The sequence below is a fragment of the Kocuria sp. NBRC 114282 genome, from assembly GCF_030268385.1.
Classification (GTDB): Bacteria; Actinomycetota; Actinomycetes; order Actinomycetales; family Micrococcaceae; genus Kocuria; species Kocuria palustris.
Window position 1 is genome coordinate 244682 of record NZ_BSQO01000001.1, and the last position, 16561, is coordinate 261242.

The 16561-nt window shown below is 70.5% G+C and carries 16 protein-coding genes, 1 tRNA gene and 1 other RNA gene; 7 read left to right on the forward strand and 11 right to left on the reverse strand.

Annotation, left to right across the window (positions count from 1 at the left end; all coding sequences use genetic code 11):
- Positions 1 to 28 precede the first annotated feature (28 nt).
- Positions 29 to 125: signal recognition particle sRNA small type (ffs, locus tag QSJ40_RS01130), an RNA gene on the reverse strand.
- Between the two features lie 130 nt (positions 126 to 255).
- Between ffs and QSJ40_RS01135 the strand changes: the two genes are divergently transcribed.
- From QSJ40_RS01135 to QSJ40_RS01150, 4 genes are all read left to right on the forward strand, one after another.
- Positions 256 to 340, forward strand: a tRNA-Ser gene (locus tag QSJ40_RS01135).
- Between the two features lie 195 nt (positions 341 to 535).
- Positions 536 to 2434: an LTA synthase family protein gene (locus tag QSJ40_RS01140; RefSeq protein WP_285728380.1), complete on the forward strand. Its 1899-nt coding sequence runs from the start codon at positions 536 to 538 to the stop codon at positions 2432 to 2434.
- A gap of 313 nt (positions 2435 to 2747) precedes the next feature.
- A complete protein-coding gene (locus QSJ40_RS01145) occupies positions 2748 to 3980 on the forward strand; it encodes a hypothetical protein (RefSeq protein ID WP_285728381.1) in 1233 nt (410 codons plus the stop codon).
- 323 nt (positions 3981 to 4303) lie between these two features.
- The gene (locus QSJ40_RS01150) at positions 4304 to 4753 is read left to right on the forward strand and encodes a hypothetical protein (protein ID WP_053447956.1); all 450 of its coding nucleotides are present in this window, start codon (positions 4304 to 4306) and stop codon (positions 4751 to 4753) included.
- 28 nt (positions 4754 to 4781) lie between these two features.
- Here QSJ40_RS01150 and QSJ40_RS01155 read toward each other — a convergent pair whose 3' ends face one another.
- The 4 genes from QSJ40_RS01155 to thiD all read right to left on the reverse strand — a co-directional run bounded on the left by QSJ40_RS01155 (position 4782) and on the right by thiD (position 7931).
- Positions 4782 to 5450 carry a TetR/AcrR family transcriptional regulator gene (locus QSJ40_RS01155; RefSeq protein ID WP_006213958.1) on the reverse strand — a complete coding sequence of 223 codons (669 nt, stop codon included), beginning with the start codon at positions 5448 to 5450 and terminating at the stop codon, positions 4782 to 4784.
- Positions 5451 to 5590: 140 nt separating this feature from the next.
- The gene (locus QSJ40_RS01160) at positions 5591 to 6124 is read right to left on the reverse strand and encodes a type 1 glutamine amidotransferase domain-containing protein (protein WP_006213957.1); all 534 of its coding nucleotides are present in this window, start codon (positions 6122 to 6124) and stop codon (positions 5591 to 5593) included.
- 272 nt (positions 6125 to 6396) lie between these two features.
- Positions 6397 to 6804, reverse strand: a complete 408-nt coding sequence (locus QSJ40_RS01165; RefSeq protein ID WP_285728382.1) for a hypothetical protein — start codon at positions 6802 to 6804, stop codon at positions 6397 to 6399.
- A 293-nt stretch (positions 6805 to 7097) separates the two neighbouring features.
- Positions 7098 to 7931 carry a bifunctional hydroxymethylpyrimidine kinase/phosphomethylpyrimidine kinase gene (gene thiD, locus QSJ40_RS01170; protein ID WP_006213954.1) on the reverse strand — a complete coding sequence of 278 codons (834 nt, stop codon included), beginning with the start codon at positions 7929 to 7931 and terminating at the stop codon, positions 7098 to 7100.
- Positions 7932 to 8171: 240 nt separating this feature from the next.
- On the opposite strand from thiD, the gene QSJ40_RS01175 reads away from it, so the two are divergent.
- Entirely contained in the window at positions 8172 to 8873 is a 702-nt protein-coding gene (locus QSJ40_RS01175) for a queuosine precursor transporter (RefSeq protein ID WP_053447953.1), read from the forward strand.
- 145 nt (positions 8874 to 9018) lie between these two features.
- Here the strand turns inward: QSJ40_RS01175 and QSJ40_RS01180 are convergent, their stop codons facing one another.
- The 3 genes from QSJ40_RS01180 to tgt are packed head-to-tail and all read right to left on the reverse strand — an operon-like array spanning position 9019 to position 11694.
- Positions 9019 to 9816 (reverse strand): MBL fold metallo-hydrolase, encoded by a 798-nt coding sequence (locus QSJ40_RS01180; RefSeq protein WP_285728383.1) that lies wholly within the window; start codon positions 9814 to 9816, stop codon positions 9019 to 9021.
- Positions 9816 to 10322: an SRPBCC family protein gene (locus QSJ40_RS01185; protein WP_006213951.1), complete on the reverse strand. Its 507-nt coding sequence runs from the start codon at positions 10320 to 10322 to the stop codon at positions 9816 to 9818. Before QSJ40_RS01185 ends, QSJ40_RS01180 begins: the two co-directional genes overlap by 1 nt.
- Before the next feature lie 49 nt (positions 10323 to 10371).
- Positions 10372 to 11694 carry a tRNA guanosine(34) transglycosylase Tgt gene (gene tgt / locus QSJ40_RS01190; RefSeq protein ID WP_285728384.1) on the reverse strand — a complete coding sequence of 441 codons (1323 nt, stop codon included), beginning with the start codon at positions 11692 to 11694 and terminating at the stop codon, positions 10372 to 10374.
- 179 nt (positions 11695 to 11873) lie between these two features.
- On the opposite strand from tgt, the gene QSJ40_RS01195 reads away from it, so the two are divergent.
- Positions 11874 to 13049, forward strand: coding sequence for an FUSC family protein (locus QSJ40_RS01195; RefSeq protein WP_285728385.1), 1176 nt, complete (start codon positions 11874 to 11876; stop codon positions 13047 to 13049).
- A gap of 7 nt (positions 13050 to 13056) precedes the next feature.
- On the opposite strand, the gene QSJ40_RS01200 is transcribed toward QSJ40_RS01195, so the two are convergent.
- The 3 genes from QSJ40_RS01200 to QSJ40_RS01210 form a co-directional block, all read right to left on the reverse strand.
- On the reverse strand, positions 13057 to 13599 hold the full coding sequence (locus QSJ40_RS01200) for an NUDIX hydrolase family protein (protein ID WP_006213947.1): 543 nt from the start codon (positions 13597 to 13599) through the stop codon (positions 13057 to 13059).
- A gap of 59 nt (positions 13600 to 13658) precedes the next feature.
- Complete coding sequence (locus QSJ40_RS01205; protein ID WP_285728386.1) at positions 13659 to 14885, reverse strand: glycoside hydrolase family 76 protein; 1227 nt, start codon at positions 14883 to 14885, stop codon at positions 13659 to 13661.
- 120 nt (positions 14886 to 15005) lie between these two features.
- On the reverse strand, positions 15006 to 15935 hold the full coding sequence (locus QSJ40_RS01210; protein WP_058872032.1) for a pseudouridine synthase: 930 nt from the start codon (positions 15933 to 15935) through the stop codon (positions 15006 to 15008).
- Between the two features lie 53 nt (positions 15936 to 15988).
- Between QSJ40_RS01210 and idi the strand changes: the two genes are divergently transcribed.
- Positions 15989 to 16534, forward strand: a complete 546-nt coding sequence (gene idi, locus QSJ40_RS01215; RefSeq protein WP_058872033.1) for an isopentenyl-diphosphate Delta-isomerase — start codon at positions 15989 to 15991, stop codon at positions 16532 to 16534.
- The last annotated feature ends 27 nt before the right edge of the window (positions 16535 to 16561 follow it).

Consider the following 16561-nt stretch of genomic DNA (forward strand, 5'->3'; position numbering starts at 1 on the left):
TGACTGGGTTCCGGGTGCGATCCGGGCATGAGAAGACCCCTCGTGCACCCGTCAGAGCTCAAGTGCCCTTGCTGCCTTCCGGCCCTGGGGGAGTTCCTCAAGATGACGCCGCACGAGGGGCTGTCGAAGAGTGTATCGGACCGGTGCGGGCGCTGTGAAACCCTGCTTCCCATCCCGAGGATTTCCACCGTCGGGTGCGCATGGTCTAGGATAGTCCCTGCATGTTCGCGCCCTGCGGTGCGACCGTGCAGCCGAGGAGGATTCGCCTAGCGGCCTATGGCGCACGCCTGGAACGCGTGTTGGGTTAACGCCCTCGGGGGTTCAAATCCCCCATCCTCCGCCGTCGGGAAGCCCCTTCGATCAGCACAAGCGCTGATCGAAGGGGCTTTCTTCATGCTCGATTCCAGCTGGGCTGACCGGCAGGCCCTGAGCTGCCGAGAAAGCATGTGCGAACGCTCAGATGTGATCCACGCCGTCATCGGGTGTGACGAATCCGGTGAAGATGAACGGAGTCTTTACAGATACCGTGTCCTGCATGAACAGCACGACACCCCCCGAAGACGCCCCCGCCCCCCGCCCTCGCTGGACCGGGATCGTCGGCGGAGCGGTCGTGATGCTCGTGCTGTCGGCGATCTGCGCGTTCATGCTGCAGAGCTCGGCGCGTGTGGAGGACGACACCTTCGGGCACCTCGTGGAGCTGACGTCGCCGTTCGACGTCCTGGTGATCTTCGTGCTGATGTCCTTCGTCTGGCTGCTGATCGGACGGTTCTGGTGGTCGGTCGGCATCGTCACCGCGGCCCTGGCGATCCTGGCGGTGGCCAGCAAGCAGAAGCTGATGATCCGGCAGGAGCCCGTGTTCCCCAGCGACATGGAGTTCGTGGGACAAGCGGGCTTCCTGCTGTCGATGGTCACGGGCCAGATGATCGCGGCGGTGGTGATCGGGCTCGTCGTGCTGGTCCTGGTGATCGTCGTGATCGGGAAGCTGATGTCCCGGTGGTTCCCGCGCCCGCGCCTGCGCCGCGCGGAAGGCGGAGTCCACAAGCGCTACTTGGGGCTGCGCATCCTGGGAGTGATCGTGACCGGTGCCCTGCTGATCCACACGGTGAGCTTCAATTCCGAATCCAACATGTGGCGTGCGCTCTACGACACGAATGGAGAGGACTGGGGCAACTCGAGCCAGCTGTACAACTACCGCGTCCACGGCTTCGTGGGCGGGTTCCTCTACAACATGCCGACCGATCCCATGGATGAGCCCGAGGGCTACGACGAGGCCGCCATGTCCGATCTCGCCGAGCGCTACGAGGGCCGTGCGGAGCAGATCAACGCCGACCGCGACGGCTCGCTCGAGGACACCAACGTGGTGGTCATCCTCTCCGAGTCGTTCTCCGATCCCACGCGCATGGACGGCGTCGAGCTCGACGAGGACCCGATCCCGCAGACCCGCGAGACCATGGAGGAGACCCTGTCCGGGACCATGTACTCCAACTCCTACGGCGGAGGCACCTCCACCATGGAGTTCGAGTCGATGACCGGTGAGCCCGTGGGGCTGTTCCGCCAGCAGGCGAACTCGCCGTACCAGAACTTCGTCAGCGACCTGGACGGATACCCGTCGGCTGCGGGCGCCTTCGAGGAGATGGGCCACGTCTCCGTGGCGATCCACCCCTACAACCTGCACATGTACAAGCGCCCGGCGGTCTACGAGAACTTCGGCTTCGACCGGGTGATCAACGAGGACAATATCCAGGAAGACGACCACCTGGGGCGCAGCCCGTACATCAGCGACGCCTCGGCCTTCGACGAGGTGCTCCACCAGATGGACACCACCGACGAGCCCGTGTTCACGAACCTGGTGACCATGCAGAACCACGGTCCGTACTTCGACTTCTACGACGACCCGATCGGAGTCGAGGTCGCCGACGGCTCGGACACCGGTCAGCTCAGCCAGTACGCCCGCGGCCTGCACAACACCGACGACGCAATGGCCGAGTTCCTGCAGCAGCTGCGCGAGGGTGACGAGGAGACGATCGTGGTCTTCTACGGCGATCACCTGCCCGGCGTCTACTCGGATGAGCTGCGCGCGCAGAACGACCCGGAGACCAGCCTGCAGACCCCGTACTACGTGTGGAACAGCGAGACGGATCAGACCTCCGAGGGCACCGTGACCACCCCGGCCATGTTCCTGCCCAAGATCTACGAGGTCGCCGACGCTCCCGTCACGCCCTACCTGGCACTGCTCGACGACGTGAACGGCTCCATGCCGGTGATCCAGCGCGAGCGCATGCTGGACCCGCAGGGCGAGCAGCTGGATCCCGAGAACCTGGACGAGACGCGAGCGGACCTGCTCCAGGACCTGAAGCTCGTGCAGTACGACTTCTCGATCGGCGAGAGGTACGTGGTGGATGAGATGTGGCCGGGGGCAGTCCAGCGGCAGTGAGGGGCCGTCCCGGCGGCGGATGATTCGGCATCGGGGTGGGGCCACTTCGGGTCACATCGCAGCCGGGTGGAGTGAGGGGCCTGTTTCCCCTGGTCAGAGGCTTGTAGGGTCCGTCGGGGCTCTGTCCAGCCCATTCCCAGCCACTGGCCAGCGTCCCTGCCCGGACGCGGAAGGGGACCTCTCCCATGCCCGCGAACCGATCTCGCGCCCGCCATCGGGCCGCACCTCGAAACCGTCCGCTGCTCCCGGGGGCGCGCAGACTCGCAGCGCTCGCCGCGGCGGCGCCCTCGTAGGCGCGGTCGATTCCGTCGTGGTGGACCCGATCACCGCCTCCGGCAACCTCCCTGCCGGCTCCTGCAACCTGGCCGACATGCGCGCGGCCAATCCCGGGGTGAAGTTCTACGCCTACCTGGACATCGGCGGCATCTCAGACGCCTCGTCGTGGACTCGGGATCCGTTCCACAGCACCTGCCTGTCCCTGAACCGCGACGGCGCGAACTACACGGTGCGGCCCAACAACTCGCGGGTCGCCGTGGACTCCAATGGCCGCGCGGTCTATCCCGGGTTCTCCCACCTGCGCATCGCGAGCCTCTCGAGCTCCTACAACGCCTCGTGCGCCGACCGGGCCGCGGACATCGTGACCACAGACTCCGTGCGCGGCACCACCGGCGCCGCTCCCACGCAGTTCGACGGGGTCTTCCTGGATGACATGGCGATGTCTCCGGCCCAGGGCCAGAACATGCGCGACATCGGAACGTGGGGCCCGTGGGGCTCCGACGACGGCTACGGCCAGGCGATGCTGCGCACCGTGGCGGCGATCGACGACGAGGTCGCCCGTCGCGACGGCGGCGCCAAGATCGCAGGCAACCTCGGGGTCTACGCGGACTACCCGAACCAGCAGGCGCTGGCCAAGCAGCTCGGCTCATCGCGGGATCTGGACTGGATCTTCCGGGAGTCCACCATCGGCGGCGCGAACGGCTCGTCCATGGGCGCCTGGCACGTGACCCAGCAGAACGGCGCCCTGATGGGGCAGGTCGCGGCCCTGGGCACGCCCGTGGTGATGCACAACTTCGCGGTCAACGCCACGACGACTCCTGCAGACAGCGGGGGCGTCGGGGGAAGCTGCCTGCTCGACTCCACACCGAACGCCGGCGCGCTGCAGGCCGCGGTGGACACCCGATGGGCTCGCGACATGTCGATGGTCCTAGCGACCACGCTGATGTCGCGCACGGGCCCCGGCCAGCTGCAGACGGCCGTCGCCGAGGCGCAGACGACCTGCCGAGAGACCCGGGATACCGGCAAGCAGTTCCGGGAGAGCATCTTCTGGTACTCCCTCGACGAAGACCGCTCGGAGACCGCCGATCTGCGCTATGCCGTGAACTGGAAGGGCCTGTATGCCGTGGGCGACACACAATTTGTCTACGACCGGCACGTGCACTCCCGCAAGCTCAACGACGGCCGCTGGGTGCGGATCAACTTCCTGAACTACGGCGTCACGGTCAATGGGCACTACATCCCGCCGCGCACCGGTGTGCTGACGCGCTGAGCCGCGTCGTCCGTCCACGGCCTGAGCCGGCCTTCTGGCGGCAGATCCCGGTCCTGGGCATCGAACTCGGTGCCCAGGACCGGGATCTGCTGCTGTTCGGGAACTGATCGGGCTTCGCCGCAGGCCTCCAAGCGGCGGTGCTGCGCTCGCAGCCTCCCGTGAGTCGGGGCCTCGTGAAGAGCCGAGGCGACGGGAGACGAGCAGAGGGAACGGCGAGCGCTTTGGAGTGGAAGTCACTGGTCAGCGGAAAGCTGGACAGCCCGGATCTGCAGCTGCGGCTGCCTCACGACGGGGATGTCGTGGTGAGGAGGGGCGCTTCTGGCATGCCCTCCGTCGTGGTCGCCTCGCCCGCGCTGGCAGACGGGTGCCAGCTCGTGGGGCACATCCAGGCAGAGGCCCGCGGAGACGTCAATCCTCCGGAGCTCGGGCACTTCCTGGGGGTCTGCGCTGCGGCCGACGAGGCGAACTCCCCGGAGCCGTCGGAGGCGCAGGTCGCCCCGGAGTGGGTCGTGCATCTGAAGCGGCTCTACCACGGGGTGCTGAAGGGCCATGAGGAGCGCCTGCTGGTGAGCACAAGCCACCCGCAGCCCGGAAGGACCGAGCTCGGCGCGCGGAAGCTGCCGCTGGCTGAGAAGTTCCTGCCAGATGACCAGCAGTGGCTGGCCAAGGGCTATACGGATGGCTGGGGCCTGGGCATCCGCTCGCAGAAGCGCGAACTGGACCGCGCCGAGGACCTGGCGGCGCCCTTCGTCAGGATCCTGAGCGAGTGGTAACCGGGTCGAGACCGTCCAGGTGAGCTGATCAGCCGGCCAGGCTCAGAGCGGGGGCCGGCTCGCTCAGGCGGACGGGGGAGCCCTCGTCGTCAAAGCGGGCACCCAGCCCGCGCAGGATGAAGGTGACCGTGGCGCGGACGTGGCGCTCGTGGGCGGCGCGGTCCTCCTCCGAGTTGGCCTCCCGGTCGGCCGTGGAGGCCAGGGAGCCGTGGACCAGGCGGCCCATCTCCGGGAGGTCGCCGTCCGGCAGCCAGCCGTCGGCGACGGCCTCGCGGAGGATGTCGATGAGCACGAGTCGCAGCGAGCCCACGTGGGCGCCGAGCTTCTGGAAGTCCTCCGGGGAGAGCACCGTGCGCATGGCCGGCCCCGGGGGGATGTGACGGCGCGAGAGGTCGTCGAGCTGGGCGCGGACGTACACGCCGAGCTTGTCCACGGGATTCTCGACCAGGGCGAGCTCGGCGTGCAGCTCGCGCATGAAGCGATCGGTCTCGTCCATGGTGAAGGCGATGAGCAGCTCGCCCATGTCCGCGAAGTAGTTGTAGACGGCGGTGCGGCCGATGCCGGCGTTGCGGGCCACATGGGTCATGGTGAGCCCGGTCAGGCCCTGTTGGTACAGCAGCTGGCCGAAGGACTCGAGGATGGCGTGCTTGGTGTGCTCGCGCTGCTCGGCGTTGGTGGCCGCTTGGATCTTGGGCATGCTGACACCTTACTATCAGATGTCGCCAAAAGATCCCTGAGTGAGGCGAGACTTACTTGGAATCTCCTGGGCATGAGCTGACAGGGAGGCGCCCCGCCTGCTCCGACCGGAGCGGGCGGGGCGCAGTACTGCGCGAAGGCTCAGGACAGGGCCTGGGCGATCTCGCGGTTGAAGGCCTCCAGGTCGCCGGGATCGCGCGAGGTGATCAGGTTGCCGTCGACGACGACCTCCTCGTCGACCCAGTCGGCCCCGGCGTTCTTGAGGTCCACCTCGGTGGATGCGAACGAGGTCAAGCGGCGGCCCTTGGCCAGGCCCGCCTGGGCCAGGATCCACGGGGCGTGGCAGATCGCGGCCACGGGCTTGTCCGCGGCGAAGAACGCCTTGACCAGCTCCACCGAGTCCTCGTCCAGACGGAGGGCGTCGGCGTTGAGGGTGCCGCCGGGCAGCACCAGCATGTCGAAGTCCTCGACCCGCGCCTGGCCGACCGGGAGGTCGACGTCGAAGGTGTCGGCGTGGTCCCAGTCGCCCTGCATGGCCTGGAGGGTGCCCTCCGAGGGCGAGATGAGCGTGGTGGTCGCACCGGCCTCGTCGAGGGCCTGGCGGGGGCTGGTCAGCTCGACCTGCTCCACGCCGCGAGTCAGCAGGAAGGCCACCTTCTTATCGGAGACTGCCATGTCGTGCTCCTCTCATTCAGGTTCGTGTGCGGCGACGGATTCTTCCGTGCCGCGTCATCTCCCATAACCCGCAGTCTGCGGAGCGTATTCCTTGTGAGAAGTGCCGGGCTGCATCGTCTCGGCAGTGGGCGGCTGTTCGGGCCGGGCTGCGGGCAGGAGGCTCACGGCCGCCAGTGCGATCACCCCGGAGATCAGCTTGTCCGCCACGGAGGTGAAGGGGTTGCCCGTCAGCGCTGCACCGAGGGTCGGCAGGCCTCGGGCCGGGGAGCGCGTCATCCCCAGCGGCGGGCGCCGTATCCCCAGACCAGTGCGCCCGCGATGTTCACCGGCATGAGGGCCAGTGACGTCTCCGGGCCCACGAGCATGATCGGTACGACCCATCGGCGGCGCACCTGCGTGCCGCGGGGTGCCGCAGCAGGCGGAGTCTGCGCAGCGGAGGCCTGCTCCGAGTTCTCGTCGGACGACAGCGGGGAGGTGGCCTGCTCTGGGCCTGAATCGGCGGCAGGGGCCTCTGGCGGCGGGGCCGGCTGCTGGGTCTCGCTGCTCGGCGGCAGCTCGGGCTCCTGGCGGGGTCGTGCCCCCCGGGCCCGACGAGCCCACGCGGCACCCTGGTGCTCATCCTCTTCCAGGGCCGCGGCGATCTCTCCGACCAGCGACGCGTCCAGCCGGGCGCGGCCCATGCGGAAGGCGTCGTACGCGGTCGTGCGCGCGACTCGGGCGGACGACGTCGTCGATCGACTCGCGAGGCGCGGGGCCTGTTGTCGGATCCATTGCGCCTCCTCGCCTCGATCTGCGTCCGCCGTCCAGGACCTTCTGATCCTCAGTCGGGTTCGCATCGGGATTCCGGAGCTCATGACCCCGCGGAAGTGTCCGGGAGCTGCTCGGAGGCGAAAGCCGGCCCCGCACTGCATCGACTGCAGTGCGGGGCCGCGATCGTCATATGCCCTGAATGGAATGTGTGGGGCGCTGCTGCTCAGGCGCGCTCGGCGGCCAGCCCGCCCTGCCACAGGGAGTCGAACGGAGCGTGGGAGCTCACGCGCTGGCGGATGCCGGCCGAGACGAACTCCTTGGCGGCCTGGGCCGCCTCCAGCGGGGACACGCCCTTGGCCAGCTCGGCGGTGATCGCCGCGGCCAGGGTGCAGCCGGCTCCGGCGACGGCGACCTCGCCGACCTTCGGCGAGGACAGGACCTCGGTCGTGGTGCCGTCGTAGAACACGTCCACGGCGTCCGGACCCTCCAGGCGCACGCCGCCCTTGGCGAGCACGGCGGCCCCGGAACGCTCGTGGATGCGCTTGGCGGCCTCCTCCAGCTGCTCGACGGTCGTGATGTCGTCCATTCCGGACAGCGAGATCGACTCGAAGTGGTTGGGCGTCACGAACGTGGCCTTCGGCAGGATCTGGGCGGTCAGCGCCTTGTCCGTGTCGAGTGCGGCACCGGGCTCCTGGCCCTTGCAGATCAGCACCGGGTCCAGGACCAGGTGCGGGGTCTTCAGGGACTCGAGGGCCTGGGCGACGACGTCGATGGTCTGCGGCGAGCCGAGCATGCCGATCTTGACGGCGCTGAGGTCGTAGGCCGAGGAGGCGGCGTCGAGCTGATCGGCGATCACCTGCGGATCCACCGGGGAGAAGCGGTGGCCCCAGTCGTTGCGGGGGTCGAAGGACACGATGCAGGTCAGCGCCAGCGAGCCGAAGACGCCGAGCTCCTGGAAGGTCTTGAGATCCGCCTGGGCGCCGGCGCCGCCGGTGGCCTCGTTGCCGGCGATCGTGAGCGCGAACGGGGGAGTCTGAGCAGCGGGTGCAGAAGTCATGGCTCGATTCTGCTCCTGCTGGGCGGGTGGCACCAACATGGCCGTCGTGGGCGGTCATCGCGGCCTGTATCCTGGCGCGGTCGAGACGGTTCGACGCGCTGGGTGGCAGGCAGCGCGTCCGTCGGCCCTGCGCAGCCCCAGGCTCCTGCAGGTCGTGCCGCGCTCGGATCCACGCGCGACGGAGACGGCATCAGCCCGCTCCGCTCGGCGCTGACAACCCCTCCCCAGGAGCCCTGCCGCATGACCAGCGACCCCCGCACGCCGTCGTCGTCCCCGATGACCGCGGCCCAGTACGCCCGCCGCCCCCGCAGCCTGTTCGACCTGTTCGTGGCCGCGACCGCCGTGATCCTGGTGCTGTCCAACATCGGCGCCACCAAGGGCGTGCAGATCGGCCCCATCATCACCGACGGCGGCTTCTTCCTCTTCCCGCTGGCCTACGTGGTGGGCGATGTGGTCTCCGAGGTCTGGGGCTTCCGCGCAGCGCGGCGCTCCACGCTGATGGCCTTCGCCGCCGGCGCCTTCGCGAGCCTGTGCTTCTGGATCATCATCGCGCTGCCGGCCGCACCGTTCTACGAGGGCCAGGAGGCCTTCGCGCAGACCCTGGGCCCGGTGCCGCTGATCGTCCTGGCCTCCCTGCTGGGCTTCCTGGTGGGGCAGCTGCTCAACGCGTACGTGCTGGTCAAGGTCAAGCAGCGCACCCGGGAGCGGCACCTGTGGGCGCGGCTGATGGCCTCCACGCTGGTCGGCGAGCTCATGGACACGATCATCTTCTGCGCGATCGCCGCCCCCGTGATCGGCATCGAGACACCGGGGCAGTTCCTGAACTACGTGCTCGTCGGCTACGTCTGGAAGTGCCTGATCGAGGTCGTCATGCTCCCGGTCACCTACGCCGTGGTGGCGCGCGTCAAGAAGATCGAGGACTACGGCGCCGTGACCGCCTGAGGCCTGCTGGCTCCTCGCTGTGCCTTCCGGAATCGAGTGGCCTCTGCGGGTGCGTCCGGCGCGCTGAGCGCACACGCAGACGCCACTCGATGGCCACGGCGGCTCGCCATCGCACGCAGAGGCCGCTCGACGACGACGGCGGGGTTCAGTCCCGCTGCAGATGCGCCAGCTGAGCCTCGATCGAGCGGCGGGCCGCGGGGCGGACCTGGGCGGGGACCTCCGGGTAGATGCGCTCGGCGAGCTCGTCGGCGGAGACCCCCTGGGTTGTCGCGCTCATGGACTCGAGGGCTGCGCGGACCTCGTCCAGGCGCTCCAGCCGATGGTCGCGCAGCTCCCGGCAGGTCTTGGCCAGATCCGGCAGCGGCTCACCATGGGCGGGAAGACCCATGCCACCGGCGGCCTCGAGCCGATCGAGCGAGGCCAGGTAGTCGCCCAGCGTCCCGTCCGGATGATCGAGCATGGTGGTGCCGCGGCCCAGGACGGTGTCGCCCGTGAGGATGGGGGCGATCGCGGCACCATCGGTCAGCGCGGCGTCGTCGAGGATCCGGAAGCTCAGGGAGTCGGAGGTGTGCCCCGGCGTGGCCAGCACCTCGATCGAGACCCCGGCGGCGGTGAGACGCTCGCCGTCGCGCAGCGGCTGCCCATGGCGGCAGTGCTCCGGCAGCGCGGCCCGCACGGGCGCTGCGGTCAGCTTGCGCAGGGAATCGATCGCCTCGGTGTGATCATCGTGGCGGTGCGTGATCAGCACCAGCTCCACGGGCCCCGCCGCGGCGAGAGCCTGCACGTGCTCCGGCAGGTCGGGGCCGGGATCCACCACGACGACGCCGTCGGAGCCCGGCGCGCGCAGCAGCAGGCTGTTCGTGCCCTCGAGCGTCATGGGCCCGGGGTTCTCGGCGCGCAGCACGGAGACCAGGCGGGTCAGCCGACGGATCTGAGGGCTCATCAGGACTCCCGGGAATCCAGCAGCGCGCGCAGTCGATCGAGCGAGGAGTCCCAGGCGCCCTTGGCGGTCGCGTGGACCTCCTTCGGCAGCGGCCCCTGCAGCAGCTCGATCCGGGTCCCGCCGTCGACGGGCACGAGCTCGATGCGCAGCAGGATCAGATGCTCGGTGGGCTCGCCATCGGGCCCCGGCAGCGCCTCCTGGATCTCGAGCATCTCCTCCGGCACGATCGCCGCGTGCCGGCCGTGGGAGGGGGCGCCCATCTGGGGGTCGTCGTCCATGACCATGGCGAAGCGGCGGATGCCGCCCGGCCGCGGATCCAGCTCGAGGGACTCGGGGTGGACGCTCCAGCCCTGCGGCCCGTACCAGTGCGGCAGCAGCTCGGGGTCCATGAGGGCCTGGTAGATCCGCGACGACGGGTGCGGCAGGACCCTATGCAGGCGCCAGCGCTGCTCGGCGGGGACGCGATCCAGGTCGGAGCTGGGGCGGTCGCTGGGGTTCTCGGTCATCTGTGCCTCCTTGTGGCTCACGTGCTCGGGTCGCAGGCGTGGGCGCGGCTCACGGGTGGCCGCCGCTGTAGTAGTCGGCCAGGGTCGCGTCCCGGTAGGCCAGGTACGACCCGTCCTCCATCGCCTCGCGGGCGCGGTCCACCAGCCGGACGGTGAAGCGCTCATTGTGGATCGAGGCCAGCGTGGCCGCCACCCGCTCCTTGGCCTTGAACAGGTGGTGCACGTAGGCGCGGGTGTAGTGCGCGCAGGTGTAGCAGTCGCAGTCCTCGTCGATGGGGCGGAAGTCCCGCTTGAAGCGCGCCGCCGGGAGGTTGAACCGGCCCTTGGGGTGGTAGCAGGCCCCGGTGCGGGCCACGCGGGTGGGGGAGACGCAGTCGAACGTGTCCGCCCCTGCCTCCAGCGCCACGAAGATGTCGTCCGGCTCGGAGATGCCCAGCAGGTGCCGCGGTCGGTCCTCGGGCAGCTCCTCGGCGCACCAGCCCACGATCGTGCCGAGGTTCTTCTTCTCCAGGGCCCCGCCGATGCCGTAGCCGTCGAAGTCCATGGCACCCAGGTCGCGGCTGGCCTGCCGGCGCAGGTCCTCGTACTGGGCGCCCTGGATCACGCCGAACAGCGCCTGATAGGGCCGGTGCTGCCGAGCCCGCGTGAGCCGTTCGTGCTCCTCGAGGCAGCGCAGCGCCCACAGCCGGGTCCGCTCGAGGGCGCGCTCCTGGTAGCCGCGGGAATTGTGCAGGGTGGTCAGCTCGTCGAAGGCGAACATGATGTCCGCGCCGATCCCGTGCTGGACCTGCATGGAGACCTCAGGGGTGAACCGGTGCTTGTCGCCGTTGAGGTGCGAGATGAACGTGACGCCGTCGTCGTCCACGTTCGCCAGGCGCTCCTTGCCCTCGGCCACGTCGTCATCGCCCACGGGGCCCTTGGGGGAGGGGCCATCCATGTCGATCACCTTCTTGAATCCGGAGCCCAGGGACATGACCTGGAAGCCGCCGGAGTCGGTGAAGGTGGGGCCGTCCCAGTTCATGAAGCGGCCGAGCCCGCCGGCCTCGTCGAGCAGATCGTGACCGGGGCGCAGGTACAGGTGGTAGGCATTGGCCAGCAGCGCCTGCGCGCCGAGCTCCTTCATGGCCTCCGGCAGCACGGCCTTGACGGTCGCGGCGGTGGCCACGGGGATGAAGGCGGGCGTGCGGATGGTGCCGTGCGGTGTGGTGATCTCCCCGGTGCGGCCCAGCCACGGGGGCTCGGGGTCGCCGTGCGGATCGGTCCGCGGGGGCTGGGCGACGGTCTCGGTCAGCCGAGTGCGCACCCGGAAGGAGAAGCTGTCCCGCCCGGAGAGCGGGTGGGGCTTGGGCGCGGGGGTCTGCTCGGAGTCCATCCGTCCATTGTCCCCGATGCAGCGGCCCGAGCCGGTCCGCCCGGGGCGGGGATAGCATCGACTGCGGCCCTCGAGCCTCATCGCATCCCCTCCCGCCGCTCGAGCGCGGATGCCCCAGTCCCTCATCGGAGCGCTTCCCGCCCAGGGCAGCCCCGACTCTTCCGCAGGAAGGAGCCCGCGTGTCCGGATCGTCCACCGTCCGCCAGCTGTTCGAGGTGGGCCCCTCCCGCCGGGACCACGTGCCTGCGGTCCGCATCGCCCTGGCCGTGGGGATCCCTCTCGTGCTGCTGATGCTCCTGGGGCGCCCGGACCTGACGATCTACGCGGCCTTCGGCGCCTTTACCTCGATCTACGCCCGGCACGAGCCGCTGCGCCAGCGCCTGGGCCATGAGCTGCAGGCGGGCGCGCTGGTCACGGTCTCGGTGGCCATCGGCGCGCTGCTGTCCTGGTTCGGCGCGCCGGAGCCCCTGGTCCTGGGCATCACCTCCGTGGTCGCCGCGATCGGCGCGGTGCTGGCCGCGGCCTGGAACCTCAAGCCCGCCGGGTCGGTGTTCTTCATCTTCGCCACCGGCGCGATCGGCTCCCTGGGGCCCGATGCCGTGGCGCACCCTCTGCTGGCGATCGCGATCGCAGCCGGCTCCGCCGCCTTCTCCGTCCTGCTGGCGTGGATCTGGTCCCTGGTGGGCGAGGGGCGCGAGGGGAAGTCACCGCCCCCGGCGTCGATGGTGCGCCTGACCCGCGGCCAGCTGGCCGCGCACGGCGGGCGCTTCCTGGTGGCCACGGGACTGGCCGCCGTGGTGGCGCTGATCGTCTCCCAGGCCGCCGGGCTCAGCCACGTCTACTGGGCGCAGGTGGCCGCCGCCGCTCCGATCGCGGCGCCCACGCACCTGGCGCGGCTGCAGCGCGGCGTCCACCGCATGGTCGGCACGCTGGGCGGCGTGGGCGTGACCGCGTTCGTGCTGGCCTTCGATCTGGGCCCGTGGCAGATGCTGGTCCTGGTGATCCTCTTCCAGCTGCTCGCCGAGCTGTTCGTGGGCCGCAACTACTCGCTGGCACTGCTGTTCATCACGCCGCTGGCGCTGCTGATGACGCAGCTGGCGCATGCGGTCCCGGCCGCGCCGCTGCTGCAGGCCCGCGCGGTGGAGACCGTGCTGGGCGCGCTGTGCGGCATGGTCGTGATCTACTTCTGGCGCAACAGCGAGGAGCGCCGAGCAGACACGCAGGCCATGCCGCGGATCATCGCCGCCTCGCAGGCGGACCGCCGCGGGGGCCCGGCGGACGCGGACCTCGACGGCGCGGCTGCGGGTGAGGACGACGACGGGCACAGCGCTCCCTCGCAGGACCGCTCGCGCTGAAGGCCGCTCAGCGGCCCCAGCCGACGTGCGCCAGGGCCTGCTCGATCAGCCGGCCCCGGCCGCCGGCGAACTCCGCCTGGATGTCGGCGCTGAGCGCCTCCTCGGGGGTGACCCAGGACAGCTGCAGCGCGTCCTCGCGCGGCTGGCACTCGCCGCGCACGGGTACCACGTAGTTCAGCGCGACCGCGTGCTGGCGGTTGTCCGTGAAGCCCGTCTCCGACGGATGCGGGAAGTACTCGGTGACCGCGAAGGGGACGGTCGAGGGCGGGACCATGGGCATGACCAGCGGCCCGAGATCCTTCTCCAGGTGCCGCAGCAGCGCCCCGCGGATCGTCTCGCGGTACAGGACGCGCCCCGAGACCACGGCGCGCTCCAGCTCGCCGACGTCATTGGGCTGCAGCAGCAGGCCCACCTCCGAGACGCAGCCCACGGGATCCAGCTGCACGGGGATCGCCTGGACGTAGACGATCGGCAGGCGGGCACGGGCCTCGCGGAGGTCTTCCTCGGACAGCCAGCCGGGATTCGGGTCCGGTGTGCGTATGGAGCTCATGGGATCTGTCTACCTCAGCCGTCGGGTCTCGTGGTGGGTCGGTGCCGGGGTTTCCGCGATCAGCGGAGGCTGCGCTCCAGGCGGGCCGCGGCCTCCAGGATCATCCAGGACTGGATCTGCGTGGACAGATCCACCGGGGCGCCCACGCGCTGGGTCTGATCCGCGTCCTTGAGGGGGTCGGAGGAGAAGATCGCGCGCACGCGCCGGGGCTCCGGGCGGGCGCTGGGGTCGTGGGGGTCCATGCCGGGATCGAACTCGCGACGGCCGTCCCAGAGGGCGTCGGCGGTGTCGAGGACCAGGCGCCGTGCGGTGAGGCGTGAGGCCTCGGGCAGCTGGGGGTCCTCGGCGGCCTCCGCCAGGTTCCGCACGAGGATGCCGGTGAACAGCCCGCCGTCGCCGGTGCCGTGCGTGGACAGGCTCCGACGCCGCCGACCGGAAGCACTGGTGGAGTCGCGCCCGAAGTGCGATTCGGCGCCGGCGATGATCTGTCCCGCCCACTCCAGCCAGGACCGAGCCCGATCCCGGGGCACGACGGCGGCGTGCTCCAGGCATGCCGCCAGCACGGGGCCGGAGTTGTAGGAGTAGACGGCGTCGTCGCGCTGCGTGGTCTCCTGGCCGGAGCCGGCGGCCAGCAGCTTGATCCCGTCCCAGAACACGCCGCGCTGGGCGTCCCAGAGGTTCTCACGCAGCCAGCTGAGCAGCCGTTCGGCGGAGTCGTCGGAGGCGGTGCGCGCAGCGATCAGGGCCGCCGGGCCCGTGGTCGCGGCATTCTTGTAGGTGCGCTCGCGGCTCCAGAACATGCCGCCGCCGAGGTCGTCGGTGTGCGCCGAGCGGATCTGGGACAGCAGGAGGCTCCCGGCCCGCAGGACGTCGCCGGAGGAGGCGCCGCAGACCTGATCGAGCTGGCGCAGGCGGCCCAGCGCCAGCATGAGCCAGGACATGTCGTCGAAGAAGCTGTTGATCACGACAGACCCGCCCGAGCGCACGGCGATGCCGCGCAGCAGCTGATGCGCGTGCTTGCGCAGCGGCTCCGGGTCCCCGCCCGAGGAGGCCTCCCGCAGAGCGGCATCCACGAGGGCGTCGAGCAGGTGCGCCTGCCACCAGTAGTGCCAGGTCAGGTTGGTCCGCGACGGCCCCGGGAAGGTGATCGCAGCCAGCCAGGTCCCGGGGATGCCGAGGGCCCGCTGCCCGAACAGCTCCTGCACCGAGCGGGCGGCCAGAGCTGCGCGCACGGCGCGGTCGTCGACGGCATCGGCGAGGATCGAGGCGGCGGGGTCGTGGCTCATGGCTCTCCTGTGCGTGGGGGTCGTGCGCTGCCGTCGAAAGTGCTGCGGGCTGTCGCGGACGGCTGGCCCTCAGCCTAGCGATCCGCCCCGACGCCCCCCCCCGCGATCTCCGAGGCGGCATCAGCGGGGGAGGGTCTCCAGGCGGCGACGGCTCCTCAGCTCCAGGGCCTGCCCGGTCACCGGGTGGGTGAGTCGCAGGGTGCGCGCGAGCAGCTGGAGCGGACGCGAGACGTCGCCCGGCTCCCGGGGAAGCACCTGCGGGTAGAGCGGATCCCAGCGGATGGGCGTCCCGAGCGCTGCCAGGTGGACCCGCAGCTGGTGGGTCTGCCCGGTCAAGGGGTGCAGGCGCAGGTGGGCCCAGCGGCCGTCGTCGTCCTCGAAGGCGCTCAGCGGATCGAGGTGCGTCACGGCATTGGGCTCGCCGGGGACCTCGGCGGCCTGCAGGACCCCGCGCTGCTTGAGCAGCCGGCTGCTGCGCCGATCCGGCAGGTCCTCGAGCACCAGACCGCCCAGGCGGGCTACCGCTTCGTACGACTTCTCGGTGCGACGGTCCTGGAACTGGCGCTGCACGGCCCCGCGCGCCCGGGGATCGCGGATCAGCAGCAGCACGCCGGCGGTGTCCCGGTCCAGGCGATGCGCCGGAACCAGGTCGTCCTCGCCGCGGCGGCGACGCAGCACGCTCAGCGCCGTCTGCGCGATGAACCCTCCCCGCGGTGTGGACGGCAGCCCGTGCGGCTTGTCGACCGCCAGCAGCCATTCGTCCTCGTAGAGGACCGGCATGTCATGGGGCAGCTCGGGCTCCACCGGAAGCTCGCGGTGGTACCAGACCCGCTGACCGGCGCACGGGGCGTCGGCGGGCAGCGGGGCGCCGCGGTCGTCGACGATCTCGCCGCCCGACAGCAGCCGCTCGAGCTGCGCGCGCGAGGCGGGGAAGCGCAGCAGCAGGTGCTCGCCGGCCGTGCAGCTGCGGTCGTCCGGGAGCCGGACCGAGACCGGATCGATGCCATCGCGCGGGGAGAGCGGTCTGGGACGTGCGCGGCGGCGGGACATGGGGGCATCCTGGCAGACTCGGGGCAACGACGACGTGAGGAAGTGCGATCACCATGACCACCCCCAGGCGGCCCGAGCAGGTCGTGCTGCTGGACACCGCGCGCCTGCCGATCGGCACGGCGCTGAAATCCGAGGTCCACACCGCGGACACCCCTCTGCACCTGGCCTTCTCCTGCTGGGTCCTGGACGACGACGGGCGGGTGCTGCTCACCCGTCGTGCCCTGAGCAAGCGGACCTGGCCGGGCGTGTGGACGAACAGCTTCTGCGGCCACCCGGGACCGGGCGAATCCATGGCTGCGGCGCTGCGCCGCCGGGCCGAGCAGGAGCTGGGACTCAAGCTGACCGAGCTGCGGGAGGTCGTGCCGGAGTTCGCCTACTGGGCGCGCGATGCCTCGGGCGTGGTCGAGAACGAGTTCTGCCCGGTGTGGACCGCCCGGGCCGAGTCCTCGCCCGTGCCGAATCCCGAGGAGGTCGCGGAGTCCCTCTGGGTCGATCCCGCCGAGCTGCTGCGGGCCAGCCGGGCCGTGCCGCAGCTGCTGAGCCCCTGGCTCAACGAGGAGCTCTCCCAGCCCGGGCTGCTCGCCGCCCTCGACTGCTGAGGAGCCCAGCCCGGGCTGGATCTCGGC

What these genes read in the sequence shown, in the direction of transcription:
- QSJ40_RS01140 (WP_285728380.1), top strand. Translation starts at nt 536, where the DNA reads ATGAACAGCACGACACCCCCCGAAGACGCCCCCGCCCCCCGCCCTCGC.
- QSJ40_RS01150 (WP_053447956.1), top strand. Translation starts at nt 4,304, where the DNA reads ATGCCCTCCGTCGTGGTCGCCTCGCCCGCGCTGGCAGACGGGTGCCAG.
- QSJ40_RS01155 (WP_006213958.1), bottom strand. Translation starts at nt 5,450, where the DNA reads ATGCCCAAGATCCAAGCGGCCACCAACGCCGAGCAGCGCGAGCACACC.
- QSJ40_RS01160 (WP_006213957.1), bottom strand. Translation starts at nt 6,124, where the DNA reads ATGGCAGTCTCCGATAAGAAGGTGGCCTTCCTGCTGACTCGCGGCGTG.
- QSJ40_RS01165 (WP_285728382.1), bottom strand. Translation starts at nt 6,804, where the DNA reads ATGGGCCGCGCCCGGCTGGACGCGTCGCTGGTCGGAGAGATCGCCGCG.
- thiD (WP_006213954.1), bottom strand. Translation starts at nt 7,931, where the DNA reads ATGACTTCTGCACCCGCTGCTCAGACTCCCCCGTTCGCGCTCACGATC.
- QSJ40_RS01175 (WP_053447953.1), top strand. Translation starts at nt 8,172, where the DNA reads ATGACCAGCGACCCCCGCACGCCGTCGTCGTCCCCGATGACCGCGGCC.
- QSJ40_RS01180 (WP_285728383.1), bottom strand. Translation starts at nt 9,816, where the DNA reads ATGAGCCCTCAGATCCGTCGGCTGACCCGCCTGGTCTCCGTGCTGCGC.
- QSJ40_RS01185 (WP_006213951.1), bottom strand. Translation starts at nt 10,322, where the DNA reads ATGACCGAGAACCCCAGCGACCGCCCCAGCTCCGACCTGGATCGCGTC.
- tgt (WP_285728384.1), bottom strand. Translation starts at nt 11,694, where the DNA reads ATGGACTCCGAGCAGACCCCCGCGCCCAAGCCCCACCCGCTCTCCGGG.
- QSJ40_RS01200 (WP_006213947.1), bottom strand. Translation starts at nt 13,599, where the DNA reads ATGAGCTCCATACGCACACCGGACCCGAATCCCGGCTGGCTGTCCGAG.
- QSJ40_RS01205 (WP_285728386.1), bottom strand. Translation starts at nt 14,885, where the DNA reads ATGAGCCACGACCCCGCCGCCTCGATCCTCGCCGATGCCGTCGACGAC.
- QSJ40_RS01210 (WP_058872032.1), bottom strand. Translation starts at nt 15,935, where the DNA reads ATGTCCCGCCGCCGCGCACGTCCCAGACCGCTCTCCCCGCGCGATGGC.
- idi (WP_058872033.1), top strand. Translation starts at nt 15,989, where the DNA reads ATGACCACCCCCAGGCGGCCCGAGCAGGTCGTGCTGCTGGACACCGCG.